The sequence below is a fragment of the Sphingomonas sp. genome, assembly GCF_026460985.1.
Lineage (GTDB): Bacteria > Pseudomonadota > Alphaproteobacteria > Sphingomonadales > Sphingomonadaceae > Sphingomonas.
This window is the reverse complement of record NZ_JAPKNM010000021.1, coordinates 1-26,243: the sequence shown is the minus strand read 5'-3', so window position 1 is coordinate 26,243 and position 26,243 is coordinate 1. Positions and strand designations below refer to the sequence as shown.

Sequence of the window (26,243 nt, the reverse complement as noted above, 5' to 3'; positions counted from 1 at the left end):
CGGCCGGCGATCATGGGTATCGAACCGGGAGGCCGGCGGCTTCTTTCACGACCGCGCGGCACGTTCAGATGATCCCGAGTTCCTCGCGCCGGCGCACGATCGCGCGGTGATAGAGCCAGCCGTAGAGCGCCACCGCGGCGACGTAGAGCCAGCCCCAGGCATGCGCCCAGAAGGGGAAGAAGAAGCCCTGCCGCAGGTCGCGCCCGACTTCCTTCATCAGCATCTCGTGTCCCGCATCGATCAGCGGCGTCTCGACCAGTTCCCAGCGGTTGTTCGAATAGAGCACGAAGCCATATTCGGTGTACCAGGCGAAGGGCATGCCGAGAAAAGTCCATTCGCGCACCGAATAGCCGTAGCGCGGCCGCTCATAGTCGATCCCGATCTGGGCGGGCGGCACGCGGCCGGCGAGCACGAGAAACCGGTAGAGCTTCTGCGCCTTGGTGGGCTCGCGCGGGACATGGACGCCATATCCGCGGACGATGCGCTCGAGGTCGGAGAGGATCTCGCCCTGCCCCTCGGGAAGGGCGGCTATGTCGGCGACGGCGCGGTGCTGGTCGCTCAACACCCAATCGCGGTTCGACATCAGCAGGATGACGGCGAGCAAGACGATGAGCGCGCCCCCGAAGACGTTTCGCAGCATTCTTCCCCCCGGAATTTTGCCGCAGCTTAACAAATTATTGCCGGCGCGCCAGCCGGTGCCCGCGCCCTCCTATAAGACTCCGCAGGAGCGGCCCATGACAGTGCAAGATCTCTACGAAGAACATCGTGAACTTTTCAGGATCGGCGAGAAGCTGATCGAGGTCGCGGCTTTCGACCCGCCGCATATGCCGGAACTGATCGCCGTGCGGCGCGAGATGGCGCAGGCGGTTGCTCGCCACCTCGGCAACGAGGCGCGGCTGGCGCTGGCGCCGCTCAGCGCGAGTACCGATCCCTATGACCGCGCCCTCGCCCGGCGCTACACCAGCGACCTGCTGTCGATGCGGCAATCGGGCATCGCGCATATGGGGCAATGGACGATGGAGGCGATCGCCGCCGATCCGCGCGAATATCGCCTCGCGGTGCGCGCCCAGATCCGCATGATGGCGGTCCGCCGCGAATGGGAGGAAAGCGAGTTCCTGCCGGCGGCGGAACGGCTCGCGGCCGGGCAGCCGATGCTGCGCAAGGCGGGGTGAAGCCCAGCAGCGTTCCTCTCCCATAGGGAGAGGGTTGCGCAGACTTAGTCTCTGCGAAGCAGAGGCTTAGTCGGAGCTGGGTGAGGGGTTTCGACCTCTCGATAGTCCGGGAACCCCTTACCAAGCTACGCTAGGCAGCAAGCTGCCAAGCTTCGCTACCTCTCCCAAAGGGAGAGGAAAAAACCTTGGCCTGCCCTATTCCACCGTCAGCACGATCTTGCCGATATGCTCGCCCGATTCCATCCGGCGGTGGGCGTCGGCGGCCCGGGCCAGCGGGAAGGTCGAATCGATCACCGGCTTCAATCGCCCCTGCTCGACATGCGGCCAGACCGCGCGCGAGAGCTCGTCGGCCACCAGGCTCTTGAAGGTCGCGTCGCGCGCGCGCAGCGTCGATCCGGTGAGGACGAGCCGCTTGCGCATCACCTGCCAGAGCGGAATCGTCGCCTCCATGCCGCGCTGGACCGCGATCGAGACGTGGCGTCCCTCCTCGGCGAGGCATTCGAGGTTGCGCGGGACATAGTCGCCGCCGATCATGTCGAGCACGATGTCGACGCCGCGGCCGCCGGTGATATGCTTCACCCGCTCGACGAAATCCTCGGTCCGGTAGTTGATCGCATCGGCGGCGCCGGCCGCGCGCGCGGCTTCGCATTTGGCGTCGGATCCCGCGGTGACCAGCACGGTCAGGCGGAACAGCCGGGCGAGCGCGATCGCCATCATGCCGATGCCGCTGGTGCCGCCATGGACGAGCAGCCAGTCGCCGTCGGCGGCGTAGGCGCGCTCGAACACGTTGGTCCAGACGGTGAAGAGCGCCTCGGGCATCGCCGCCGCCTCGACCATCGTCAGCGCGGGCGGCACCGGCAGGCACTGGCCGACGGGCGCGACGACATAGTCGGCATAGGCGCCGCCGCTGACCAATGCGCAGACCTGCTGGCCGATCAGCTCGGGCGCGACTTCGGCACCGACAGCGACGATCGTGCCCGCGGCCTCCAGCCCGAGGATCGACGGCGCGCCGGGCGGCGGCGGATACAGTCCCATCCGCTGCATCACCTCGGGCCGGTTGATCCCCGCGGCCGCGACCTTGATCAGCACCTCGCCCTCGCCGGGCTTCGGCACGGGGCGTTGGACGGGGACGAGAACTTCCGGACCGCCGGGTTTTTCGGGATCGATGGCGCGCATCGTTTCGGGGACGATCATCCGTTTGTCGCTTTTCGCCCTCAGGAGAATTCCTGCGTCTTATTGACATCGCCCATGGCGCGGTCAACGTTCCCCCTTATGGACGCCGACGAAAATCTGCCGCGTCGCAAGGACGACCTCGCGGTCCAGCTGGGCAAGCAGGATCTCGCCCCGCTCTCGGTCGACGAGCTGAACGAACGCATCGCGCTGCTGGAAAGCGAAATTGCGCGGTGCAGAAGCAAAATTCAACACGCCGTTAACCACCGCGCAAGCGCGGACGCTCTATTTAAGAGATGAGCGTGACGTGCACCGGAGATGGGGCGACACGCCAGAAACTCCGGTGCGGGGCCGCTGCGCTTGATGCGGGGCCTGCCGATCCCGACATTGTCGGAAACGGGCCATGTATCCTTTCGGGCCCACTGGAGTTGTATCCGAATGCCTAGTTTCGCCTCCGCCCTCGAATCGACCCTGCACAAGGCACTGGAGGCCGCGTCCTCCCGCCGCCACGAATATGCGACGCTCGAGCATCTGCTGCTGGCGCTCGTCGACGACGAGCATGCCTCGAAGGTGATGAGCGCGTGCGGCGTCGAGCTGGGGGACCTGCGCAACACCGTCGCGCACTATCTCGACACCGAGCTCGAGGCACTCAAGGTCGAGAACTCGACCGATCCTTCGCCGACCAGCGGCTTCCAGCGCGTCGTCCAGCGCGCGATCCTCCACGTCCAGTCCTCGGGCCGCGACGAAGTGACCGGCGCCAACGTGCTCGTCGCTTTGTTCAGCGAGCGCGAGAGCTATGCGGTCTATTTCCTGCAGCAGCAGGACATGAGCCGGCTCGACGCGGTGAGCTTCATCAGCCACGGCGTCGGCAAGGGCGCGACCACGAGCGAGGCGACCACGCCCAAGGGCACCGAGGAGGAGAAGGCGGCCAAGTCCGAGACCAAGTCGGGCAAGGGCGAGAGCGCGCTCAAGCAGTTCACCGTCGACCTCAACGAGAAGGCCAAGGCCGGCAAGGTCGATCCGCTGATCGGCCGCGCGGCCGAGGTCGACCGCACCGTCCAGATCCTCTGCCGCCGTTCGAAGAACAACCCGCTCTATGTGGGCGATCCCGGCGTGGGCAAGACCGCGATCGCCGAGGGGCTCGCGCGCAAGATCGTCGAGGGCAACGTCCCCGACGTGCTCAAGGAAGCCGTGATCTACTCGCTCGACATGGGCGCGCTGCTCGCCGGCACGCGCTATCGCGGCGATTTCGAGGAGCGGCTCAAGCAGGTCGTGGGCGAGCTCGAGAAGCTTCCCCACGCGGTGCTCTTCATCGACGAGATCCACACGGTGATCGGCGCGGGCGCGACCTCGGGCGGCGCGATGGACGCGTCGAACCTGCTCAAGCCGGCGTTGTCGGGCGGCTCGATCCGTTGCATCGGCTCGACCACCTACAAGGAATTCCGCAACCACTTCGAGAAGGACCGGGCCTTGCTCCGGCGCTTCCAGAAGATCGACGTCAACGAGCCGACGATCGAGGATACGGTCAAGATCCTCGCGGGGCTGCGCTCGGCGTTCGAGCAGCACCATTCGGTGAAGTACACGCCCGACGCGATCAAGTCGGCGGTCGAGCTCAGCGCGCGCTACATCAACGACCGCAAGCTGCCCGACAAGGCGATCGACGTGATCGACGAGGTGGGCGCGATGCAGATGCTGGTGGCGCCGTCCAAGCGCAAGAAGGTGATCACGCCCAAGGAGATCGAGCAGGTCATCGCGACGATGGCGCGCATCCCCGCCAAGTCGGTCTCGTCCGACGACACGCGCGTGCTCGCCAATCTCGAGACCGATCTGAAGCGCGTGGTGTTCGGCCAGGACAAGGCGATCGAGGTGCTGAGCTCGGCGATCAAGCTCAGCCGCGCGGGCCTTCGCGACCCCGACAAGCCGATCGGCAATTATCTGTTCTCGGGCCCGACCGGCGTCGGCAAGACGGAGGTGGCGAAGCAGCTCGCCGAGCTGCTCGGCATCCCGCTCCAGCGCTTCGACATGTCCGAATATATGGAGCGCCACTCGGTGAGCCGCCTGATCGGCGCGCCTCCGGGCTATGTCGGCTATGATCAGGGCGGCCTGCTTACCGACGCGGTCGACCAGCAGCCGCATTCGGTGCTGCTGCTCGACGAGATCGAGAAGGCGCATCCGGACCTGTTCAACATCCTGTTACAGGTGATGGACAACGGCAAGCTCACCGACCACCACGGCAAGACGGTCGATTTCAGGAACACCATCCTGATCATGACCACCAACGCCGGCGCGTCGGACATGGCCAAGGAGAGCGTCGGCTTCGGCAACATCAGCCGCGAGGACGTGCAGGAAGAGGCGGTGAAGAACCTGTTCACCCCCGAATTCCGCAACCGCCTCGATGCGATCGTGCCGTTCGGCTATCTGCCGCCGGAGATCGTCGCGCGGGTGGTGGACAAGTTCATCCTCCAGCTCGAGCTCCAGCTGGCGGATCGCGGCGTCCACATCCAGCTCGACGACGAGGCCAAGACCTGGCTCACCGATCGCGGCTACGACAAGCTCTATGGCGCGCGTCCGATGGGCCGCCTGATCCAGGAGAAGATCAAGCAGCCGCTCGCCGAGGAATTGCTGTTCGGCAAGCTCGTCCATGGCGGCGAAGTCAACGTCAAGCTCAAGGACGGCGCGCTCGTCTTCGAGACCATCCCCGCCGCGCCCAAGCCCAAAAAGGGCGGCGGCAAGAAAGCGGAGAAGGTCGAAGCGAAGTAAGCTTCGACGCAGGAACGAAGCGACGGGCTCGGGGGCGACTCCGGGCCCGTTTCCTTTTGCCTGTACTCGTCGCGACAACCGGGACCGTCGTCGCAGGTCCGGTTCACCGCGCGCCCTGTCCGGCGCTCAGGCTCGACCGTCCCGGAACAGGAACGGCAAGTGTGCAAAGACAGGACCGAACAGGATTCTCATGGCTTGATCCCCGCGCCCAGCTGGATCATAACGGTGCCACAACGCGCCATAAGCCCCCCGGGTCGCACCGGTTCAAGACGCCCCTTTGTCCCATCGTTGGACATAACTGGCGCGCATGGGCCGGTGTATTGTTTTCATAGAGCAGTTTTGTTGCGCTGGCGTAAGGGCCCGCGCTTTCGGGCAGGGAGTCGCCCGCGGGGAGGTTTCGAAATGAACAGGGTGAGGAAGCGGCTGCTCGTCGCGGGAACGACGCTGGGCGCGCTGACGGCAGGGAGCGCGGTGATCGCGCAGAGCGGCGATGCCGCCCCCGAGGCGCGCTACGTGATGGACGCCGGCACGATCGCCGGCATGATGGGCCAGGGCGACAATCACGAGCTGACGCTGCGCCTGGGCTCGCGGCTCGCGCCCACCGGCGCGCCCAAGGCCGATCACTTCATGCCCGCGGGGGCGAAGCTCGGCACCTCGGTGCCGCTCGAGACGCCGACGCGGGCCACCGGTGAGCTGCCGGCAAATTTCCAGCAGCCCAAGGGCCGGCTGCTGCTCTACTGGGGCTGCGGCGCCAAGGCGGGCCCCGGCCAGCCGGTGGTGATCGACTATTCCAAGATGGCCAAGGGCCAAGTGCCCGCCGGATTGTTCTCGGCCAAGGTGCCTGCCGATCTCGGGCCGACGCTCGCCAACAGCCGCAGCTTCGGCCAATGGCCCAACAGCCTGAAGAGCAAGAGCATCAGCGCGCAATCCTCGCTGCTCGGCCAGCATCGGATCGCGGGCACCTACAGCCCCGAGATCGCCTTCGGCCTGAACCAGGACTTCATGGACGGGCTGCGCGTACGTTCGAACGCCAATCCTGACGGCTCGACCGGCATCAGCTGGCAGGGGCTCGGCAACGCCACCGGCTATCACGCCTGGGTGATGGGCGGGAAGGACATGGGCAAGGACGGCGGCGACATGGTGTGGTGGAGCTCGTCCGCCACGCAGGAGTTCGGCGGCGGGCTGTGGAGCTGGCTCTCGCCTTCCACCGTCACGCGGCTGATCGGCCAGAAGATCGTGATGCCGCCCGCGCAGACCAGCTGCACCGTTCCCGCCGAGGTCAAGAAGGCCGCAGGCGAGATGATGATGGGCTTCCTCTACGCCTACGGCCCCGAGGCGAACTTCGCCTTCCCCGAGCGGCCCAAGGATCCGAAGATCGCGTGGAAGCCCAAATGGACCGCCAAGGTCCGCTATCGCTCGATGGCGACCTTCATGCCCGGAATGCCGAGCATGTCCGACATGCTGAGCGGTCGCGGGCAGGACGAGGACGGCGACCAGCAACAGCCGGAAGCGCCGAAGAAGTGCAAGCCCAAGGGACTGGGCGGCTTGCTCAAGAGGGCGGCCGGCGCCGGCTGCTGACGCAGAAATTCTTCCCGGAGCGGGCGTCCCGGGAAGGATGCGGTACGCCGATTGTCCCTCTTTGCCGCTTCTCGTCGTGAGTGTTAGAGGGGCGGCGTGGACAAGATAGTGCAATCCGCGGAGCGGCTGATGCCGCAATCGACAGCCCGCCCCGGCATATTCACGCGCCCTTTCTTCGAAGACAAGAGCCGCGCCTTCTGGGTACTCCAGGCGGCGGGGTGGAGCGGCTATCTGCTGCTGCGCATGGTGTCCTCGATCTCGAACGCGGGACTGTCTGTCGAAGGGCTGATCAAGAACATCATCGAGGCGATCGTCGGCTATTGCCTGACGCTGCTGCTCTCGACGCTTTACAGCTATTATCGCCGCCTGCCGCGGATCACGGGCATCCTGCTGACTCTCGCCACCTTGGGGATCGCGACCCTGGTCTATGCGGTGCTGGAGGCCTTCACCTTCTCGTTCACCGCGGCGGAGCCCGGCGTGACGGTCGGCCGCGTGCTCGGCTACATCTTCCTCAACTTCACCGTGCTCGCAGGCTGGTCGGCGCTCTATTTCGGGATCAACTTCTACCTGATCGTCGAGCAGCAGATCGATCAGATGCAGCTGCTCGAGAACCAGGCCTCCTCAGCGCAGCTGGCGATGCTCCGCTACCAACTCAACCCGCACTTCCTGTTCAACACGCTCAACTCGATCTCGACGCTCGTGCTCTTGAAGCAGACCGAACGCGCGAACGTGATGCTCAGCCGCCTCTCCTCCTTCCTGCGCTATACGCTCGCCAACGAGCCCACCGCGCACGTCACGCTCAGCCAGGAGGTCGAGACGCTGAAGCTCTATCTCGAGATCGAGAAGATGCGCTTCGACGAGCGGCTGCGCACCCATTTCGACATCGATCCGCGCGTCGCCAATGCCCGGCTGCCGTCGCTGCTCCTCCAGCCGCTCGTCGAGAATGCGATCAAATATGCCGTCACGCCGCAGGAGGAGGGCGCCGATATCACCGTCACGGCTCGGCTCACCGGAGAACGAGTGCAGATCGCCGTATCCGACACCGGCCCAGGATTGATCGAAAGCAAGCCCCGGCCGACTCTCTCAACCGGCGTGGGGCTCGCCAATATCCGGGAACGTTTGGCGCAAGCCTTCGGTCCTGACCATCGTTTCGAGACACGAACGAAACCCGGGGAAGGTTTCAGCGTTGATATTGAAATCCCGTTCCAGCTCGAGGAACCGAACCGAGAGGCCGCATGACCATCCGCACCATCCTCGTTGATGACGAACCCCTGGCGATCCAGGGGCTCGAGCTCCGATTGCAGGAGCATGAGGATGTCGAAATCATCGACAAATGCTCCAACGGCCGCGAGGCCATCCGCGCGATCAAGACCCACAAACCCGACCTCGTCTTCCTCGACATCCAGATGCCCGGCTTCGACGGCTTCTCGGTCGTCCAGGGCCTGATGGAAGTCGAACCCCCGCTCTTCGTTTTCGTGACCGCTTATTCCGACCACGCCATCCGCGCCTTCGAGGCGCAGGCGATGGACTATCTGATGAAGCCGGTGGAGCCCTCGCGGCTCGCCGACACGCTCGATCGCGTCCGCCAGCGGCTGACCGAGAAGCGCGGGGTCGAGGAAGTCGAGAAGCTGAAGGAAGTGCTCGCCGAAGTGGCCCCCGAGGCCGCCGACGAGATGGCGACGTCCGACAGCACCGAATTGGCCGCGAACCGCTTCGAGAAGCTGATCAACATCAAGGATCGCGGCCAGATCTTCCGCGTCGACGTCGACACGATCGAACGGATCGACGCGGCCGGCGATTACATGTGCATCTATACCGGCGACAACACGCTGATCCTGCGCGAGACGATGAAGGACCTCGAGAAAAGGCTCGATCCGCGGCGCTTCCAGCGCGTGCACCGCTCGACGATCGTCAATCTCGACCTCGTCCGCCAGGTCAAGCCGCACACCAATGGCGAATGCTTCCTCGTGCTCGACTCGGGCGCATCGGTGAAGGTCAGCCGCTCCTATCGCGACGTGGTCGCGCGCTTCGTGCACTGACGCGGGAAGTCCCGCAAACGTCCGGTGCGCTCGCGGGCCGGACGACAGGGTAGGAAACCAGGCCGCGTCCGCCTTCGGAGGAGGTGCGATGCGGTCTGTCTGGACGATCCTTGTGGCGCTGTCGCTGGCGCTTCCCCCCGCCCCGGCCCTCGCCCAATCCGCGGGGACGCTGGATTCGGCCGACCCGGTCGTCGTCGCGCCGGAGGGCATGCAGGCCTGGCGGGTCCGTTACTGGACGACGAGTGACCGCGGGGCGTCGATCCGGGTCACCGGGATGGTCATCGCCCCGCGCGGTTCGCGCCCGACGACTACGCGGCCCGTGTTGGCCTGGGCGCATGGCACCTGGGGCGTGGTCGAGCGGTGCGCGCCGTCGCTGAACCGGCAGTTCTTCACCGGCACTCCCGGCCTGAACGAGGCGATCCGCCGCGGCTATACCGTCGTCGCGCCCGATTATCCCGGGCTCGGCAGCCCCATGCCGCATCCTTATCTGGCCGGCGTCGCCACCGCGCATTCGGTGCTCGACGCAGTGCGGTCCGCCCGGGCGATTCGCGGTGCCGCCGCCGGGGGCAGATTCGCTGTCTGGGGCGAATCGCAGGGCGGACATGCCGCGCTCTGGACCGGCCAGCTCGCCCGCGCCTACGCGCCCGAGCTCCGGCTCGTCGGGGTCGCCGCCGCGGCGCCGCCGACCGACCTCGTCGAGAACCTGACCGCCGGCAGCAACCCGACCGTCCGCGCCTTCCTGACCGCCTTCGTCGCCTATAGCTGGTCGCGCCATTTCGGGGCGCCGCTCTCGACGCTCGGCAATCGCACGACCCAGAGGGTTATCACGCGCCTCGCGCGGAACAATTGCCTGGAGCCCGGCATGAAGCTCCGCATCGCCACCCTCGTGGGCACGCTCTCGCTGCGAAGCGCGCTGCGGAACGTCGATCTCGGCCGCATCGAGCCCTGGGCGCGGCTCGCACGCGAGAACAGCCCCGAGGCCAGGCCCCATGGCGTGCCGCTGCTGATCGCGCAGAACCCCGCGGACACGATCGTCGGCCCCGAGGTCACCCTCGCCTTCGCGCGCCGGATGTGCGGTAACGGCGCCCAGCTGCGCTATTTGGCCATCACCGGCAAGGGGCATGACACCAGCGGCGCGGACTCGGCCGACGCCACGCTCGACTGGATCGACGCGCGCTTCGCCGGAGCCCAGGCGCCGAGCGACTGCGGCAGGATCTGAGAAGGCGTTGACCGCAAGGAACGGATTGCGCCCCGCAACGGGGTGAACTAGAACATTTAGCGAACGAAATGGGAGTTCCGTAATGTCGAAGTTCGAGTCCTTCGCGGCACTGCACCTACCCGGCAAGCCGCTCGTCCTGTTCAACGTGTGGGATGCTGGATCGGCCAAGGTGGCCGAGCGCGCCGGAGCCAAGGCAGTCGCGACGGGCAGCGCCTCGGTCGCCACCGCGCACGGCGTCGACGATGCCGAGGGCCTGCCCATCGCGCTGGCGCTCGCCAATGCGGAACGCATCGTGCAGGTGGTCGACCTGCCGGTGACGATCGATTTCGAGGGCGGCTACGCGGTCGAGGAAGAGCCGCTCGCGCGCAACATGGCGGCGCTGGCCGCCACCGGGGCGATCGGGTGCAACTTCGAGGACCAGGTGGTGGGCGGCGAAGGGATGCACGCGATTCCCGTGCAGGCCGGACGGATCGCCGCCGCCCGGCGCGGCGCAGGGGCGGACTTCTTCCTCAACGCGCGGACCGACATCTTCCTCCAGGCCAGGCCCGACACGCACGACGCGACCAAGGCCGATGCCGCGATCGAGCGCGCGCATGCCTATGCCGAGGCGGGGGCGAGCGGCTTCTTCGTGCCGGGCCTCGCCGATCTCGCACTGCTCGCGCGCGTCTGCGCCGCCTCGCCACTGCCGGTGAACTTCATGGCCTTCCCCGGCGCGCCTTCGGCCAAGGCGGTAGCCGAAGCCGGTGTCGCGCGGATCAGCCACGGCCCCTTCCCACATCTGCTGGCGCTCAAGGCGTTCGAGGACGCGGCACGCGCGGCGTTCGCGGAATGACCAACCCGCCGGAGCCATGAATTCCTTTCATGGCTCCGGCGAGATTTGATCCTTTGCGCATCGCCCTTCCCCGGCGGCATCAAGCATGCCGAAGGGAGATCAAACATGGACAGACGCAGATTTCTTTGGGCCAGCGGCTGCGCGGTCGCGGCGGCTTCGGCGGCGCCGGCAATCGGCAGGGCAGTAGCACCTGCCCGCTTCGGGCTCGAATTCCGTAAGGCGGTGCTCGCGGTGGAGCAGGCGAGCGGCGGACGGCTTGGCCTCGCGGTGACCGACACGGCGAGCGGCGAGCGCTTCGGCCATCGCGCGGACGAGCGCTTCCCGATGTGCAGCACCTTCAAGTTCGCGCTCGCCGCCGCGATCCTCAAGCAGGTCGAGCAGAAGCGTGAGCGCCTCGACCGGCGCGTGCCGGTGACGGCGGGCGACATGGTCAGCAACTCGCCCTTCTGCGAGAAGCGCGTCGGCGGCACCGCCAGCGTCGGCGAACTCTGCCACGCGACGATCACCGTCAGCGACAATGCCTCCGCCAACCTACTGCTCCGCACGATCGGCGGCCCCGCGGGCTTCACTCGCCGACTGCGCGCGTTCGGCGATCCGGTGACGCGACTCGATCGCTGGGAGACGATCATGAGCGAGGCGACCCCCAGCGATGTGCGCGACACCACTTCGCCGCGGGCGATGGCGGACCTGACCCGGCAGCTGGTGCTCGGCCGCGCCTTGGCGCCCGCGAGCCGCGCGCAGCTGACCGCGTGGATGAAGGACACCCGCACCAGCGCCACCAGCCTGCGCTCGGGGCTGCCCGCGACATGGGCCGTGGCCGACAAGACCGGCTCAGGCGGATACGGCACCGACAATTGGGTAGGCGTCCTCTGGCCGCAGGGCCGCGCGCCGCTGATCGTGGCGAGCTACATCACCGGCAGCACTTTGCCCTTCGAGCAGCGCCGCCCGCTGCATGCGCGGATCGGGCGGGTGATCGCCGGGGTGATAGGGTGACGGTAACTCCCCTCCCTGCTTGCAGGGAGGGGCCGGGGGTGGGTGCGCGCGTCTGCGCGCCCAAAAGACTCATCTACCGGTTCGATAATAAGCGACGGCCGAGGCATCGAGCCTCGCCCGCCGCTAAACCCACCCCTGACCCCTCCCTTTCAGGGAGGGGAAAGTAAGTCACTCAGCCCTCGGCGTCTTCCGCCGGGGCCTCTCCCTCGGCTGGCCGCTCGAACCAAGCCTCCACCGGGCCGACCAGCTTGATCGTCAGCGGCTGGCCCTTGCGGTCCATCTTCTTGCCGAGCGCGACGCGAATCCAGCCCTCGGAGATGCTGTACTCCTCGACGTCATGGCGCTCGGCGCCCTTGAAGCGGATGCCGATGCCGCGCTCCAGCAGTTCGCGCTGGAAATAGGGGCTCTTCGGATTGACCGACAGGCGGTCGGGAGGCGTATCACTCATGGGCCGGCCCTTTGCCGCTATTGCGCGACGCTTTCAAGATAACGGTGGATCGCCGAGACCACCACCGAGCCCTCCCCCACCCCGGAGGCGACACGCTTGACCGATCCCGAGCGCACGTCGCCCACCGCGAAGATGCCGTGCGCGGAGGAGCAGAAGAAGGTCTCGCCCGAACCGGTGGTGACGAAGCCCGCGGCGTCGAGATCGATACAGCCGTCGAGCCAATCGGTATTGGGTTGCGCGCCGATCATCACGAACAGCGCGCCGACCTCGTGCCGTTCGGTCGCGCCGCTGCGCCCATTGGTCCAGTTGAGCGCGCGCAGATGCTTGTCGCCCTCCAGCGCGGTCACTTCGGTGAACGGGTGGAGCGTGATCCGGTCCGAGGCCTCGATCCGCTCGATCAGATAGCGCGACATCGTCGCCGCCAGCCCGGGCCCACGCACCAGCATATGGACATGCCCCGCGGTGCGCGAGAGGTAGATCGCCGCCTGCCCCGCCGAATTGCCGCCGCCGACCACCACTGCGGTCTGGCTGGCGCAGAGCCCCGCCTCCATCGCGGTGGCGGCATAATAGATGCCGTTGCCCTCGAGCTCGGCGTAGAGCGGCAGATCGAGCTTGCGGTAGCGCGCGCCGGTCGCGACCACCACCGCCTGCGCCTTGAGCGTCGCGCCGTCGTCGAGCCGGATCGTATAGGGTCGCGCATCGCAATCGATCCCCACGGCGCTGCGCGAGACGAGCAACCGCGCGCCGAACTTCTGCGCCTGGACCTGCGCGCGGCCCGCCAGCGCCTGCCCCGAGATGCCGGTGGGGAAGCCGAGATAATTCTCGATCTTCGAACTCGTCCCCGCCTGGCCGCCGGGAGCGATCGATTCGATCACGATCGTGTCGAGCCCCTCGGACGCCGCATAGACCGCCGCGGCCAGCCCGGCCGGCCCGGCGCCGACCACCGCGACGTCATGGACATGATCGGGATCGACCGCCGAGGCGAGCCCGAGCGCGTCGGCGAGCTGCGCGTTGCTGGGATTGCGCAGCGCCCGCCCCTCGGCGACCACGACCGGCAGATCGGCCTCGGTCAGCGCGAAGCATTCGAGGAAGCTCCTGGCATCGCAGTCGCGCTCGGTATCGACGCGGCGGTGCGGCAGTGCGTTGCGCGACAGGAAGGTCTCGATCCGCGCAGTGTCCGCCGCGTGCGCGGGCCCGACCAGCGCCACCCCCGCGGTGCCGTGGCGCAGCATGCCGACGCGGCGCAGGATGAAGGCGCGCATGATGATCTCGCCGATATCGGGCTCGGCCGCCATCATCCGCCGGAACTCGGCGCGCCCCACGCGCACCACCCGCGTCTCGCCCTTCGCACGCGCGCTCACCAGGATCGTGCGATCGTTGAACAGGTCGAGCTCGCCGGTGAACTGGCGGGGCACATGGAGATGGATGGGGCTCTCGCGGCCGTCCACGTCGGTGTCGACGATCTCGATCGCGCCGCCGAGGCACAAGAAGAAATCGACGCTGCGATCGCCGCGGCGGAACAGCGACGCGCCGTCCGCGAACGCCTCCTCGGCGCCGAACGCGGCGACGCGCGCGGCCATCTCGTCCGACAGCGAGGGGAAGGTCTGCGCCTCGCGCAGATACGGATCGGTCGGATCCAGTCGTTGCGGCGGCGAATCGTGTCCCATGGCCGCCAGTCTAGCGCGAAGACCGCACATGCGAAGAGCGGCGCGGACTCGGGCCCGCGCCGCTCCCTCCAGCTTCCTCGCTTCAGCGACAATAACGCACGCGCACCGGCCGATCGAGATAGGGATCCCAGACGCGGCGCGTATAGCACCGGTCCCAGCCGCGATGGCGGCGATAATAGTCGCGGTAATAATAGCCGTCGGTCGGGTAATAGCCCCGCTCGCGATAATAATGGCGATCGTAATCGTAGCGACGGTCGTAGTCGTAGCGCCGGTCGTTGCCGCTCGCGAGCGCCGCGCCGATGGCGAGGCCGGCGATGCCCGCGACGATCGCGGTGCCGGTGTCGTCATGGTGGCGATAACGGCGATAGCGCTGCGCCTCCGCGGTCGGCGCGACCGCGACCAGGACGCTGGCGCCGAGAACCGTGCCGAGCACGGCCTTCTGGACGAGATTGGCCATGATGTTCCTCCTCTCAGTTCGGGCGCCGGTGCGTTCGACGGACAGGAGTCGCGGCGCTGAGCTTGAACATTTAACGCCAGGCGCCTGAACCGGTTCGGAATCGGGTGTTCAGCCATGGTTTAGGCCGCAAGGGTCTGTACTCGGCATCCACAATGGCCGTGACGGAGCGGATTTTGGCGCACAGGGAGGAATGAGGAGGGAGCGATGGGGTGCCATCGAGACCGACGAATGACGCTGCTGTGCGCCAAAATCCGCCCGCCGCTTCGCGGTCGCCCGGAGACGCACGCTGGACTGCGTCAGCCCGCTTGCCCGGGCTACCAGCCCGCGCCGCGCGAGCTTCCTTGCCAGCGCACGTCTCCGGGCGATCACGGCCATTGCGGGCGCTGGGCTCGGGCCCTAAGCGTTGGGAAGCGCTCATGACCCGCAAGATCCTCATCGTCGAAGACGACGCCGCGACCGCCGGCTATGTGGCCAAGGGGCTGCAGGAGGCGGGCTTTGCGGTCGAGACCTGCGGCGACGGCCGCGACGGGCTGTTCCTCGCTTCGGAGGGCATCTTCGACCTGCTGATCGCCGATCGGATGCTGCCCGGGCTGGACGGCCTCGCCATGCTCAACGCGCTGCGGGCGGCCGGCATCCGCGCACCCGCGCTGATCCTCTCCGCGCTCGGCACCGTGGACGATCGCGTGAAGGGCCTCCATGCCGGCGCCGACGACTATCTCACCAAGCCCTTCGCCTTCGCCGAACTGCTCGCGCGGGTGGAGGCGCTCCTACGCCGCGCCGACGGATCGGGCGCCGAGCCGCAGGTCACGCGGCTGACCGTGGGCGACCTCGAGATCGACCTGCTCGCGCGCAGCGTCAGCCGGCAGGGTCGCGCCATCCCGCTCGGCGCCCGCGAGTTCAACCTGCTCGAATTCCTCGCGCGCCATGCCGGGCAGGTCGTCACCCGCACGATGATGCTCGAGAAGATCTGGAACTATCATTTCGATCCCGGCTCGAACGTGGTCGACGTCCATATCGGGCGGCTGCGGCGCAAGCTGGAGGAGGGGTTCGAGGCGCCGATCCTCCACACCGTGCGCGGCGCCGGCTACCGCCTCTCGCTCGAAAGCTGATGCGGATATCGATCACCGCGCGGCTCGCGTTGCTCGCGGTCCTGTTGTCGCTCGTCACCAGCCTCGCGCTCGCCGGGCTGATCTGGCAGCAGACGCATGACGACGCGATCGAGGTATTGCGCCGCGACACCGGCGAGCAGAGCGACGCGCTGGCCGCGATTTACCGTTCGGGCGGCGTCACGGCGCTCGCCCAGGCGATCTCCGACGCGCAGGAGGACGATGATTCGCTCGTCGCGGCGCTGGTCGACGGCAAGGGCGTACGCCGCCTCGGCGTCGGCCCCGACAAGCTCGCCTTTCCCCCGGCCGCCGAGAGCTTCCGGATCGCGCGGATCGGCGCGGCCGGGGATTGGGCGCGCGAGGAGGCGGGAGTCGCGATCCGGCCGCTGGGGCGCGACTGGCTCGTCAGCGGGCGCCTGCTCGACGATTGGGAGCGCGCCCAACGCACGATCGAGCGCGCCTTGCTGCTCGCCGTCCTGCTCTCGCTGGTGCTCGGCATCTGCGCGGGGCTGGTCCTCACGCGCTACGTCGCGCGCCGGCTCGATCGGATCGCCGGCGCTGTCGACGCGGTCGCGGCGGGCGACCTCGCGCGCCGGGTCGGCACCGAGGGCGGGGGCGGGGACGCGTTCGACCGGCTCTCGCTGCGGATCGACGGCATGCTCGACCGGATCGACCGGCTGATGGGCGAACTGCGCGTCGTCACCGATTCGATCGCGCACGACCTGCGCTCGCCGATCGCCCGGCTGCGCGCCCGCGCGGAGGCGGCGGCGACCGCCGACGAGCCTCGGCAGCGCGAGGCGGCGCTCGCCGGGCTGATCGCGGAGACCGACCTGGTGATGCGGATGCTCGCGGTGCTGCTCGAGATCAGCCGGTCCGAGGCGGTGACCCGCGACGCGCTGGTGCCGCTCGACCCCGCCGCGCTGATGGAGGAGATCGCCGATCTCTACGCGCCGATGGTGGAGGAAGCGGGGCTGCGCTTCACGGTCGCCTTGCCCCCCGCGCCGGTCGCGCCCGTGGGGCTGCACCGCGAACTGCTGTCGCAGGCGCTCGCCAACCTGATCGACAACGCGCTGCGCCACGCCGGGGAGGGTGGCGCCATTGCGCTGTCGCTGGAGGCGGGGCAGGGGGAGGTCCGCTTCTCAGTCGCCGATCGCGGCCCCGGGATCGCCGCCGCCGATCGCGCCCAGGCGCTCAGCCGCTTCGGCCGGCTCGATCGCGCGCGCAGCCTGCCCGGCGCCGGGCTGGGGCTCGCATTGGTCGAATCGGTCGCGCGGCTGCACGGCGGCAGGCTCGAGCTCGCCGACAACACGCCCGGATTGGCCGCGACGATCGTCATTCCCCGATAGCGAGGCACAGCCTGCCGCTTGGCGGCCGCGCAACGTTCGTGTATGGATCCGGTTCCGCGATAACTGCCCGCAGCGCTTGACAGCGCCTCTGCGGCTGCATATGTCGCGCAGCTTCCGAAACACCGGTTGCACGGCGGCGCTTTTCTGCGCACGTCGCGCCACTGCATTTTTCGGATCAACGCTACGAGATGGGGTGTGAGCTGCCATGCGGCACCCCGTGGAGCTGGGAGAAAAATTTCATGGCTCGTATTGCGGGTGTCAACATCCCGACCAACAAGCGCGTGCTGATCGCGCTGCAGTATATCCACGGCATCGGCGCGACCAAGGCCAAGGAAATCACCGAGAAGCTGGGCATCGCGCCCGAGCGCCGCGTGCAGGACCTGACCGATCAGGAAGTGCTCCAGATCCGCGAGGCGATCGACGCCGGCTACACCGTCGAGGGCGATCTTCGCCGCGAAGTCGCGATGAACATCAAGCGCCTGATGGACCTGGCCTGCTATCGCGGCCTCCGTCATCGCAAGGGCCTTCCGGTCCGCGGCCAGCGCACGCACACCAATGCGCGCACCCGCAAGGGCAAGGCCAAGCCCATCGCTGGCAAGAAGAAGTAAGGGAGCGCTGACCAATGGCACGTGAACCGCAGCGCATTCGCCGTCGCGAGCGCAAGAACATCACCGCCGGCGTCGCCCATGTGAACGCCAGCTTCAACAACACGATGATCACCATCACCGACGCACAGGGCAACGCCATCTCGTGGTCGTCGGCCGGCATGATGGGCTTCAAGGGCTCGCGCAAGTCGACCCCTTATGCCGCCCAGGTCGCCGCCGAGGATGCGGGCCGCAAGGCCGCCGAGCACGGCGTGCGCACCCTCGAGGTGGAAGTGAAGGGTCCGGGTTCGGGCCGCGAGAGCGCGCTTCGCGCCCTCCAGGCGGTCGGTTTCCAGATCACGTCGATCCGCGACGTGACCTCGATCCCGCACAACGGCGTTCGCCCGTCGAAGCGCCGCCGCGTCTGATTTGCAGTCCTGCCCGGTTTACGGGCCCCGGGGGCGGGGTCCGGATCGGGCAGTAATTACCTGGCAGGATTGCCCCGTCCTGCCCAACATGAGGAAAGCCCGTGTCGGTGAACCCTAAGAACTGGCAGGAACTCAAGAAGCCCAACGGCCTCGAAAAGAAGCCCGGTGGCGATCCCAAGCGCAAGTCGACCTTCGTGGCCGAGCCGCTCGAGCGCGGTTTCGGCCTTACGCTCGGTAACGCGCTGCGCCGCGTGCTGCTCTCGTCGTTGCAGGGCGCCGCGGTCACGTCGATCAAGATCGAGAACGTCCTTCACGAGTTCTCGAGCCTCGCCGGCGTCCGTGAGGACGTGACGGACATCGTGCTCAACGTGAAGCAGATCGCGATCCGCATGCAGGGCGAAGGCCCGAAGCGCCTCCAGCTCTCGGCCACCGGCCCGGCTGAGGTGAAGGCCGGCGACATCGCGGTCTCGGGCGACATCGAGGTGATGAACCCCGATCTCGTGATCTGCCACCTCGACGACGGCGCGACGCTCAACATGGAGCTCACCGCCGACACCGGAAAGGGCTATGTCCCCGCCCAGTCGAACCGTCCGGCGGACGCCCCGATCGGCCTGATCCCGGTCGACGCCCTGTACAGCCCGGTCCGCCAGGTCTCGTACAAGGTCGAGAACACCCGCGTCGGCCAGGAGCTCGATTACGACAAGCTCACGCTGACCGTCGAGACCGACGGCACGATCGCCCCGGAAGACGGCCTCGCTTATGCGGCGCGCATCCTCCAGGACCAGCTCGCGCTGTTCGTGCACTTCGACGATTCGGCCGTGACCCGCGCTGCGCCGATCGGCATGGCTGCGCCGGCCGCCGCCGAGGGTGGCGTCGCCTCGGGCGACACCGCGCAGATCAACCGTTACCTTCTCAAGAAGGTCGACGAGCTCGAACTGTCGGTGCGTTCGGCCAACTGCCTCAAGAACGACAACATCATCTATATCGGCGACCTGGTCCAGAAGACCGAAGCCGAGATGCTGCGCACGCCGAACTTCGGCCGCAAGTCGCTCAACGAGATCAAGGAAGTGCTCTCGAGCATGGGCCTCCGCCTCGGCATGGAAATCCCGGGCTGGCCGCCCGAGAACATCGAGGAAATGGCCAAGAAGCTCGAGCAGGAGATCATGGGCTGAGGCCCATAGCTCCGAGCTAGGAACAAGGAAGGGCCGTCCCCGCTGGGGGGCGGCCTTTTTGTTTACCTTCGTCATGCCCGGCGCGGGGCCTAGGTTGTAAATCCTCCCCCGCCAGGGGGAGGTGGCGCCGAAGGCGTCGGAGGGGGAGGTAAGCGGCGCACTATCCAATGGAGCACAATGGTTCAGCCTCTCCGTCACGCTGCGCGTGCCACCTCCCCCGCCAGGGGAAGGATTGAACGTCCTCGCTCGCCTGAATGTCGATACGACCTGGCCCAAGCGCCCTTCGGCAGTCCGGCAACGCGCATTTTGCGTCCTTGCGACGGTACATTTTAGCGCTACCAAAGTCGGAACGATAATCGAGGGGAGACCAACATGACCGCCAGCTTCGATCGCCGCACCCTCCTCGTCGGCGGCCTCGCCGCCTCGGCCGCTACCGTGATGCCCCTAAGCGAGGCCTTCGCCCAGCGTCGCCGCCGCGTGTCCGCCAACGACAAGGTCCAGGTGGGCGTGATCGGCTGCAAGGGCATGGGCTGGGCGAATCTCACCGCGATGATCAAGGGAGCCGACGTCACGCCCGTCGCCCTCTGCGACGTGGATGCCAAGGTCCTCGCCGACCGCGGCGTCGAGCTGCAAAAGGCCTCCGGGCGCGCGCCGCGGCTCTACGACGACTATCGCCGCATGCTGGACGACAGGTCGGTCGACGCGGTGATCATCGCCACGCCCGATCACTGGCACGCGCTCCAGCTCATCGATGCCATGTCGGCGGGCAAGGACGTCTATTGCGAAAAGCCGCTCGGCAATTCCATCGCCGAATGCCGTGCCATGGTCGCCGCCAAGCAGCGCCACAACCGCGTCGTCCAGGTCGGCCAGTGGCAGCGCAGCAACCAGCACTGGGCCGACGCCATCGCCCACGTGCATTCGGGCGGCATCGGCCGGGTGCGGAAGGTCAAGGCCTGGGCCTATATGGGCTGGATGAAGCGCGTCGTTCCCCAGCCGGACCAGGCGCCGCCTCCGGGCGTCGACTATGACCGCTGGCTCGGCCCGGCGTCGCAGCGCGCCTTCAACCCCAATCGCTTCCACTTCAGCTGGCGCTGGTATTGGGACTATGCGGGCGGCCTGATGACCGACTGGGGCGTCCACCTGATCGACATCGCGCTGCTGGGGATGAAGGCCCAGGCGCCGAACTCGATCAGCTCCCTGGGCGGCGACTATGCCTATCCGGGCTCGGCCATGGAGACTCCGGACACCCAGACCGCGATCTTCGACTTCGGCGACTATTCGATGGAATGGGAGCATGCGGTCGGCATCAGCCATGGTCCCTTCGGCGGCCATGACCATGGCGTGGCCTTCGTGGGCGAGAACGGCACGCTGGTGGTGGACCGCAGCAAATGGTGGGTGTCGCCGGAGACGAGCGACGGCAAGCCCAAGACCCGGGAAATCCCCGTTACCAAGGCCTCGGACAACGGGCTCGATCGGCACACGGCGGATTTCATCGCCTGTGTGAAGGATCGCGCCCGCACGCCCGCTTGCCCCATCGAATCGGCGGCCAACACCGCCACCGTCTGTCAGATGGGCAACGTCGCCTGGCGCACGGGCCGCAAGGTCCATTGGGACGCCATGGCGGGCCGGTTCAAGGACGACACCGAAGCCAACGCCCTGATAACGCCCCGCTACCGCGCGCCTTACCGCCTGCCGGCGTAGGCGGCGGGTGAGTTTTACTTGACTTATGGGGCCGGATCGGGTTGAGGGCGGCGCTTCACGCGAAGTGACGGTTCTGGGCGGCGACCGATGAATGCTGCCTGGCCCGGGGTACCTGAGGGCGCCCATCAAAGTCTTACTTTGATGGGACCCGTTCACGGCCCCTTGACGAACGAAGGAAAGACATATGCGCCATCGCGTTGGCGGCCGTAAGCTTCAGCGGACCTCGGCCCACCGCATCGCCCTGTTCCGCAACATGAGCGCCGCGCTCATCAAGCACGAGCAGATCACCACCACCGTCGCCAAGGCGAAGGAGCTTCGCCCGTACGTGGAGAAGCTGATCACGCTCGCCAAGAAGGGCGGCCTTTCGAACCGCCGCCTGGCGCATGCCCGCCTGCTCGACGACGCGCAGCTGACCAAGCTGTTCGACGTGCTGGCCGCGCGCTACGCCGATCGCAACGGCGGCTATACCCGCATCATCAAGGCCGGCATCCGCGCGTCGGACGCCTCGCCGATGGCGATCATCGAGTTCGTCGATCGTGACGTCTCGGCCAAGGGCCAGGATTCGGGCCCGGTGCTGACCGACGAGGATTTCGACGAAGCGGCCTGATCGCTTTCGTCGCGGTTGAAATGCAGGAAAGGCCGGGCCATCAGGCACCGGCCTTTTCTCGTTGTGGAGCGTGCCGTGACCGATCCGATCGCCTATCCCGAGACCCGCCGCGACGATGTGGTGGAGGAGCAGTTCGGCGTCGCGGTGGCGGATCCCTATCGCTGGCTCGAGAACGACGTGCGCAACGACCCCGAAGTCGCCGACTGGGTCGCGGCGCAGAACGCGGTCACCGATGCCTATCTCGCCACGCTCCCCGGGCGCGACTGGTTCCGGACGCGGATCCGCCAGCTCTTCGATTACGAGCGCTTCGGCCTGCCGCAGAAGAAGGGCGGCCGCTACTTCTACATGCACAATAGCGGCCTGCAGAACCAGGCGGTGCTGTTCGTCCGCGAGGGGCTGGGCGGCGTGGGCCGCGTGCTGATCGATCCCAACGGCTGGTCGGAGGACGGCGCCACCGCGCTCTCCGAATGGGTGCCCTCGGACAATGGCGAGCACTTGCTCTACGCCGTGCAGGACGGCGGCACCGACTGGCGCACCGCGCGCGTGCTCGACGTCGCGACCGGCGAGGACATTGGCGACGTTATCCACGGCATGAAGTTCACGCTCGCCGCCGCCTGGGCCAAGGACGGCAGCGGCTTTTTCTACTCTCGCTACCCAAAAGTCGCCGAAGAAGAGAAATTCCAGGCGCTCAACGAGAACCACAAAATCTTCTTCCACCGCCTCGGCACGCCGCAATCGGCCGACCGGCTGGTCTATGAGACGCCGGCCGCGCCGACGCACAGCCACTATGCCCAGATCACCGACGACGGGCATTGGCTGGTGATCACCACCAGCGAAGGCACCGACGACCGTTACGAGATCACGCTCGCCGACCTGAACAGCCCCGGCTGGCCTACGCGGACGATCGTCCACGGGCTCAACCATCACTGGTCGCTGGCGGGAAATATCGGCACGCGCTTCTACTGGACCACCAACAGCCATGCCCCGCGAATGCGCGTGGTGACGATGGACGTGGACGCCAGCGAGCATCCCGAGGCGCACGCGCTGGTGCCCGAGGACAAGGCGACGCTGGAAGGCGCGGCGATCGTCGGCCATGTGCTGGTCGCGAGCTATCTCGTCGACGCGCGCACCGAAATCCGCCGCTATGCGCTCGACGGCACGCGGCTCGAGCCCGTCGCGCTGCCGGGCATCGGCACCGCATCGGGCTTTGGCGGCGAGCAGGACGATCCCGAGACCTTCTACGCCTTCACTAGCTTCAACGAGCCGACGACGATCTACCGGCTCAACATCGCCACCGGCGAGAGCACGCCCTGGGCCGCGCCGAAGCTGCTCTTCGATCCCGCCGACTATCATGTCGAGCAGCTCTTCTTCGCCTCGAAGGACGGGACGCGCGTGCCGATGTTCGTGGTCCGTCGCAAGGATGTGACCGGCCCGGCGCCGACGCTCCTCTACGCCTATGGCGGGTTCAACATCCCGCTGACGCCGAGCTTCTCCTCCTCGCGGATCGCGTGGATGGAGCAGGGCGGCGTGGTCGCCATCGCCAACATCCGCGGCGGCGGCGAGTACGGCAAGGCGTGGCACGACGGCGGGCGCCTCGCCAACAAGCAGAACAGTTTCGACGACTTCATCGGGGCGGGCGAATATCTGGTCGCGCAGGGGATCGCCGGCGCGGGCCGGCTCGCGATCCAGGGCGGCTCGAACGGCGGGCTGCTCGTCGGCGCGGTGGTCAACCAGCGGCCCGAGCTGTTCGCCGCCGCGCTTCCGGCGGTGGGCGTGATGGACATGCTGCGCTTCGATCGCTGGACCGCGGGCCGTTATTGGGTCGACGATTACGGCCGCCCCGCGGAGGAGGCGGACTTCCACCGTCTCCATGGCTATTCGCCCTATCACAATGTGCGGGGCGGACGGGACTATCCGGCGATCCTCGTCACCACCGCCGACACCGACGACCGCGTCGTCCCCGGCCACAGCTTCAAATACACCGCGGCGCTCCAGGCGGCGGCGATCGGCGACAAGCCGCACCTCGCCCGCATCGAGACCCGCGCCGGCCACGGCTCGGGCAAGCCGACCGACAAGATCATCGAGGAAGCGGCGGATAGCTGGGCGTTCGCGGCGGAGTGGACGGGGCTGGAGGTGAAGCCCGGCTGACGCCGTTCATCGCAGCGACAGCTTGGACGTAGCAGCTTTCCAGCAAAAAGGGGAAGGGGCCGATGCTGACACGGGCGGTGATCGCGATGCTCATGCTGGCGACGCCGGCTCTTGCCCAGCAATCTTCCGTGGATGCGGTTGCCCGGACCGCAGGTGCCGACTATCTCGCCGCCGAAAAGGGCGTCGGCCTCTCGATCGGCATCGTCCGCGACGGCAAGTTCGCCTCCTGGCATTTCGGCGCGATCGCGAAAGGCGGCCCCACGCCGACCGATGCCACTGCCTATGAGATCGGGTCGATCTCCAAGACGATCACCAGCCTGCTGCTCGCCCGCGCGGTGATCGCCGGCAAGGCGCGCCTCGACGATGATGTCCGGAAGTATCTCGACGGCGATTGGCCCAAACTCGAATTCGGCGGCGAGCCGGTGCGGCTGCTCCACCTCGCCGATATGACCTCGGCGCTGCCCGATAATTTGCCCGACCTCTCGGCACTCAAGGACGATCCCGGCCGCTTCCGCATGGCCAAGGCGCTCGCCGCTTATGGCAAGGCCGATTTCCTCGCCGATCTCCGGAAAGTCTCGCCGGGCAAGCGCCCGGGCCAGGAGGTCGCGCATTCCAACGTCGCCGCACAGCTGCTGATCTATGTGATCGAGCGCATCTACGGCCAACCCTATGAGGCGCTGCTCGCGCGCGAGATCGAGCGACCTTTGGGCTTCGCCACCGGCGCCTCCGCGACCGGCTACGATGCCGAGGGCGTCGAGGCCGCGATGCTGCCGCGCGAGAAGTTCGGCTGGCGCTATTCGATGGCCGACATGCTGCGCTACGCCGCGCTCCAGCTGAACGAGAAGGATCCGGCGGTGGCGCTCAGCCACAAGGGCAGCTGGTTCACGCTCGACAGGAAGACCTCGGTTGCGCTCAACTGGATCTCGACCGATCTCCCCGGCGGCGGGCGGCAGCTGCGCACCTCGGGCGGCACTTTCGGCTTCTCCAGCGTGATGCAGCTCTATCCCGAGCGCGGGCTCGGCATCGTGTTGATGGCCAATCGCTCGACGCCGACGGCGCAAGGCAAGCTCTCCGAGATTGCGGACAAGATTGCCGCCGCGCTCGCGCCGACGCCACAATAACCGGGCGTCACGCCCTTCCCATGCCGGCCGCATCTGCTATGCGCGCTGGGCATGGAACATCATGCCGATTCAATCCTGATCGTCGATTTCGGGAGCCAGGTGACCCAGCTGATCGCGCGCCGCGTGCGCGAGGCCGGGGTCTATAGCGAGATCGCCCCCTTCAATTCGGCCGCCGAGGCCTTCGCGCGGATGCAGCCCAAGGGGATCATCCTCTCGGGTTCGCCCGCTTCGGTGCTCGACGAAGGCAGCCCGCGCGTGCCGCAGGAGATCTTCGATTCGGGGCTGCCGATCCTCGGCATCTGCTATGGCCAGCAGGTGATGATGCACCAATTGGGCGGCACGGTGCAGCTCGGCGATTCGGGCGAGTTCGGGCTCGCCTTCATCGAGATCCAGGACAGCTGCGTGCTGTTCGACGGGCTCTGGGCCGAGGGCGAGAGCCACCAGGTGTGGATGAGCCATGGCGACAAGGTGACCGAGCTCGCCCCCGGCTTCCGCCCGGTGGCGGTGAGCCCCGGCTCGCCCTTCGCCGTCGTCGCCGACGATGCGCGGCGCTATTACGCCACCCAGTTCCACATGGAGGTGGTGCACACGCCCGACGGCGCGCGGCTGCTCGCCAATTTCGTCCGCCATGTCTGCGGGCTGCAGGGCGACTGGACGATGGCCGAGTTCCGCGCCGCGAAGATCGCCGAGATCCGCGCGCAGGTGGGCAAGGGGCGGGTGATCTGCGGGCTCTCGGGCGGGGTCGATTCGGCGGTGGCGGCGGTGCTGATCCACGAGGCGATCGGCGAGCAGCTGACCTGCGTGTTCGTCGATCACGGGCTGATGCGGGCGGGGGAGGCCGACCAGGTCGTCAGCCTGTTCCGCAACCATTACAATATCCCGCTCGTCCATGTGAACGCCGAGACCTTGTTCCTCAACGGGTTGGCGGGCGTGACGGACCCCGAGGCGAAACGGAAGTTCATCGGCAAGACCTTCATCGACGTGTTCGAGGAGGAGGCGAGGAAGATCGGCGGGGCCGAGTTCCTCGCCCAGGGCACGCTCTACCCCGACGTGATCGAGAGCGTGAGCTTCACCGGCGGCCCGTCGGTGACGATCAAGAGCCACCACAATGTCGGCGGGCTGCCCGAGCGGATGAACATGAAGCTGGTCGAGCCGCTGCGCGAGCTGTTCAAGGACGAGGTGCGCGAACTCGGCCGCGAGCTCGGCCTTCCCGAGGCGTTCGTCGGCCGCCACCCGTTCCCGGGCCCGGGCCTCGCCATCCGGATTCCCGGCGAAGTCACTCGCGAGAAGTGCGACATCCTGAGGAAGGCCGACGCAATCTACCTCGAGGAAATCCGCAACGCCGGCCTGTACGATGCGATCTGGCAGGCCTTCGCCGTGCTGCTGCCGGTGCGCACGGTCGGGGTGATGGGCGATTATCGCACCTATGATTATGCCTGCGCGCTGCGCGCAGTCACCTCGCTCGACGGGATGACCGCCGATATCTATCCGTTCGATGCCGAGTTCCTGAGCCGGGTCGCGACCCGCATCGTCAACGAGGTCAACGGCATCAACCGCGTGGTTTACGATTACACGTCGAAGCCGCCCGGAACGATCGAGTGGGAGTGAGCCGAAGGGTCATCTAGCGACCGTTCTCGGGGGGATGCGGCTATGGAGATGTTCAATTATGTGATGGTGCTGGCCTCGGTGATCATC

The 26,243-nt window shown here is 67.3% G+C and carries 24 protein-coding genes; 19 read left to right on the top strand and 5 right to left on the bottom strand.

Annotation, left to right across the window (positions count from 1 at the left end):
- Positions 1 to 64: 64 nt before the first annotated feature.
- Positions 65 to 640: a hypothetical protein gene (locus tag MT490_RS04455; RefSeq protein ID WP_297384622.1), complete on the bottom strand. Its 576-nt coding sequence runs from the start codon at positions 638 to 640 to the stop codon at positions 65 to 67.
- 94 nt (positions 641 to 734) lie between these two features.
- Between MT490_RS04455 and MT490_RS04450 the strand changes: the two genes are divergently transcribed.
- Positions 735 to 1,172, top strand: a complete 438-nt coding sequence (locus MT490_RS04450) for a hypothetical protein (protein ID WP_297384621.1) — start codon at positions 735 to 737, stop codon at positions 1,170 to 1,172.
- A 195-nt stretch (positions 1,173 to 1,367) separates the two neighbouring features.
- On the opposite strand, the gene MT490_RS04445 is transcribed toward MT490_RS04450, so the two are convergent.
- Complete coding sequence (locus MT490_RS04445) at positions 1,368 to 2,366, bottom strand: NAD(P)H-quinone oxidoreductase (RefSeq protein ID WP_297384620.1); 999 nt, start codon at positions 2,364 to 2,366, stop codon at positions 1,368 to 1,370.
- A gap of 78 nt (positions 2,367 to 2,444) precedes the next feature.
- Between MT490_RS04445 and MT490_RS04440 the strand changes: the two genes are divergently transcribed.
- The 8 genes from MT490_RS04440 to bla all read left to right on the top strand — a co-directional run bounded on the left by MT490_RS04440 (position 2,445) and on the right by bla (position 11,763).
- Positions 2,445 to 2,642 carry a DUF1192 domain-containing protein gene (locus MT490_RS04440; RefSeq protein ID WP_297384619.1) on the top strand — a complete coding sequence of 66 codons (198 nt, stop codon included), beginning with the start codon at positions 2,445 to 2,447 and terminating at the stop codon, positions 2,640 to 2,642.
- A gap of 138 nt (positions 2,643 to 2,780) precedes the next feature.
- Positions 2,781 to 5,102: an ATP-dependent Clp protease ATP-binding subunit ClpA gene (clpA, locus tag MT490_RS04435; RefSeq protein ID WP_297384618.1), complete on the top strand. Its 2,322-nt coding sequence runs from the start codon at positions 2,781 to 2,783 to the stop codon at positions 5,100 to 5,102.
- Positions 5,103 to 5,504: 402 nt separating this feature from the next.
- The gene (locus tag MT490_RS04430) at positions 5,505 to 6,680 is read left to right on the top strand and encodes a hypothetical protein (RefSeq protein WP_297384617.1); all 1,176 of its coding nucleotides are present in this window, start codon (positions 5,505 to 5,507) and stop codon (positions 6,678 to 6,680) included.
- Positions 6,681 to 6,809: 129 nt separating this feature from the next.
- Entirely contained in the window at positions 6,810 to 7,919 is a 1,110-nt protein-coding gene (locus MT490_RS04425) for a histidine kinase (RefSeq protein WP_297384644.1), read from the top strand.
- Positions 7,916 to 8,719 carry a LytTR family DNA-binding domain-containing protein gene (locus MT490_RS04420; RefSeq protein ID WP_297384616.1) on the top strand — a complete coding sequence of 268 codons (804 nt, stop codon included), beginning with the start codon at positions 7,916 to 7,918 and terminating at the stop codon, positions 8,717 to 8,719. The genes MT490_RS04425 and MT490_RS04420 overlap by 4 nt, the downstream gene beginning before the upstream one ends.
- A gap of 88 nt (positions 8,720 to 8,807) precedes the next feature.
- Positions 8,808 to 9,938, top strand: a complete 1,131-nt coding sequence (locus MT490_RS04415) for an alpha/beta fold hydrolase (protein WP_297384615.1) — start codon at positions 8,808 to 8,810, stop codon at positions 9,936 to 9,938.
- Between the two features lie 82 nt (positions 9,939 to 10,020).
- Entirely contained in the window at positions 10,021 to 10,770 is a 750-nt protein-coding gene (locus tag MT490_RS04410) for an isocitrate lyase/phosphoenolpyruvate mutase family protein (protein WP_297384614.1), read from the top strand.
- Positions 10,771 to 10,875: 105 nt separating this feature from the next.
- A complete protein-coding gene (bla, locus tag MT490_RS04405) occupies positions 10,876 to 11,763 on the top strand; it encodes a class A beta-lactamase (RefSeq protein WP_297384613.1) in 888 nt (295 codons plus the stop codon).
- A 172-nt stretch (positions 11,764 to 11,935) separates the two neighbouring features.
- Here the strand turns inward: bla and MT490_RS04400 are convergent, their stop codons facing one another.
- The 3 genes from MT490_RS04400 to MT490_RS04390 all read right to left on the bottom strand — a co-directional run bounded on the left by MT490_RS04400 (position 11,936) and on the right by MT490_RS04390 (position 14,335).
- Positions 11,936 to 12,211: a DUF3297 family protein gene (locus MT490_RS04400; protein WP_297384612.1), complete on the bottom strand. Its 276-nt coding sequence runs from the start codon at positions 12,209 to 12,211 to the stop codon at positions 11,936 to 11,938.
- A gap of 17 nt (positions 12,212 to 12,228) precedes the next feature.
- Complete coding sequence (locus MT490_RS04395) at positions 12,229 to 13,878, bottom strand: FAD-dependent oxidoreductase (RefSeq protein ID WP_297384611.1); 1,650 nt, start codon at positions 13,876 to 13,878, stop codon at positions 12,229 to 12,231.
- 82 nt (positions 13,879 to 13,960) lie between these two features.
- Complete coding sequence (locus MT490_RS04390) at positions 13,961 to 14,335, bottom strand: hypothetical protein (protein ID WP_297384610.1); 375 nt, start codon at positions 14,333 to 14,335, stop codon at positions 13,961 to 13,963.
- Between the two features lie 416 nt (positions 14,336 to 14,751).
- On the opposite strand from MT490_RS04390, the gene MT490_RS04385 reads away from it, so the two are divergent.
- The 10 genes from MT490_RS04385 to guaA all read left to right on the top strand — a co-directional run bounded on the left by MT490_RS04385 (position 14,752) and on the right by guaA (position 26,156).
- The gene (locus MT490_RS04385) at positions 14,752 to 15,444 is read left to right on the top strand and encodes a response regulator transcription factor (RefSeq protein WP_297384609.1); all 693 of its coding nucleotides are present in this window, start codon (positions 14,752 to 14,754) and stop codon (positions 15,442 to 15,444) included.
- Complete coding sequence (locus MT490_RS04380; protein WP_297384608.1) at positions 15,444 to 16,787, top strand: HAMP domain-containing sensor histidine kinase; 1,344 nt, start codon at positions 15,444 to 15,446, stop codon at positions 16,785 to 16,787. Before MT490_RS04385 ends, MT490_RS04380 begins: the two co-directional genes overlap by 1 nt.
- 239 nt (positions 16,788 to 17,026) lie before the next feature.
- Entirely contained in the window at positions 17,027 to 17,395 is a 369-nt protein-coding gene (gene rpsM / locus MT490_RS04375) for a 30S ribosomal protein S13 (RefSeq protein WP_297384607.1), read from the top strand.
- Between the two features lie 14 nt (positions 17,396 to 17,409).
- The gene (rpsK, locus tag MT490_RS04370) at positions 17,410 to 17,799 is read left to right on the top strand and encodes a 30S ribosomal protein S11 (RefSeq protein ID WP_025495450.1); all 390 of its coding nucleotides are present in this window, start codon (positions 17,410 to 17,412) and stop codon (positions 17,797 to 17,799) included.
- Positions 17,800 to 17,900: 101 nt separating this feature from the next.
- Positions 17,901 to 18,971, top strand: coding sequence for a DNA-directed RNA polymerase subunit alpha (locus tag MT490_RS04365; RefSeq protein ID WP_297384606.1), 1,071 nt, complete (start codon positions 17,901 to 17,903; stop codon positions 18,969 to 18,971).
- 372 nt (positions 18,972 to 19,343) lie between these two features.
- A complete protein-coding gene (locus MT490_RS04360) occupies positions 19,344 to 20,672 on the top strand; it encodes a Gfo/Idh/MocA family oxidoreductase (RefSeq protein ID WP_297384605.1) in 1,329 nt (442 codons plus the stop codon).
- A 184-nt stretch (positions 20,673 to 20,856) separates the two neighbouring features.
- A complete protein-coding gene (rplQ, locus tag MT490_RS04355; protein ID WP_297384604.1) occupies positions 20,857 to 21,279 on the top strand; it encodes a 50S ribosomal protein L17 in 423 nt (140 codons plus the stop codon).
- 75 nt (positions 21,280 to 21,354) lie between these two features.
- Complete coding sequence (locus tag MT490_RS04350; protein WP_363321725.1) at positions 21,355 to 23,427, top strand: prolyl oligopeptidase family serine peptidase; 2,073 nt, start codon at positions 21,355 to 21,357, stop codon at positions 23,425 to 23,427.
- A 62-nt stretch (positions 23,428 to 23,489) separates the two neighbouring features.
- Entirely contained in the window at positions 23,490 to 24,548 is a 1,059-nt protein-coding gene (locus MT490_RS04345; protein WP_297384603.1) for a serine hydrolase domain-containing protein, read from the top strand.
- Positions 24,549 to 24,599: 51 nt separating this feature from the next.
- Positions 24,600 to 26,156 carry a glutamine-hydrolyzing GMP synthase gene (gene guaA / locus MT490_RS04340; RefSeq protein ID WP_297384602.1) on the top strand — a complete coding sequence of 519 codons (1,557 nt, stop codon included), beginning with the start codon at positions 24,600 to 24,602 and terminating at the stop codon, positions 26,154 to 26,156.
- Positions 26,157 to 26,243 lie beyond the last annotated feature (87 nt).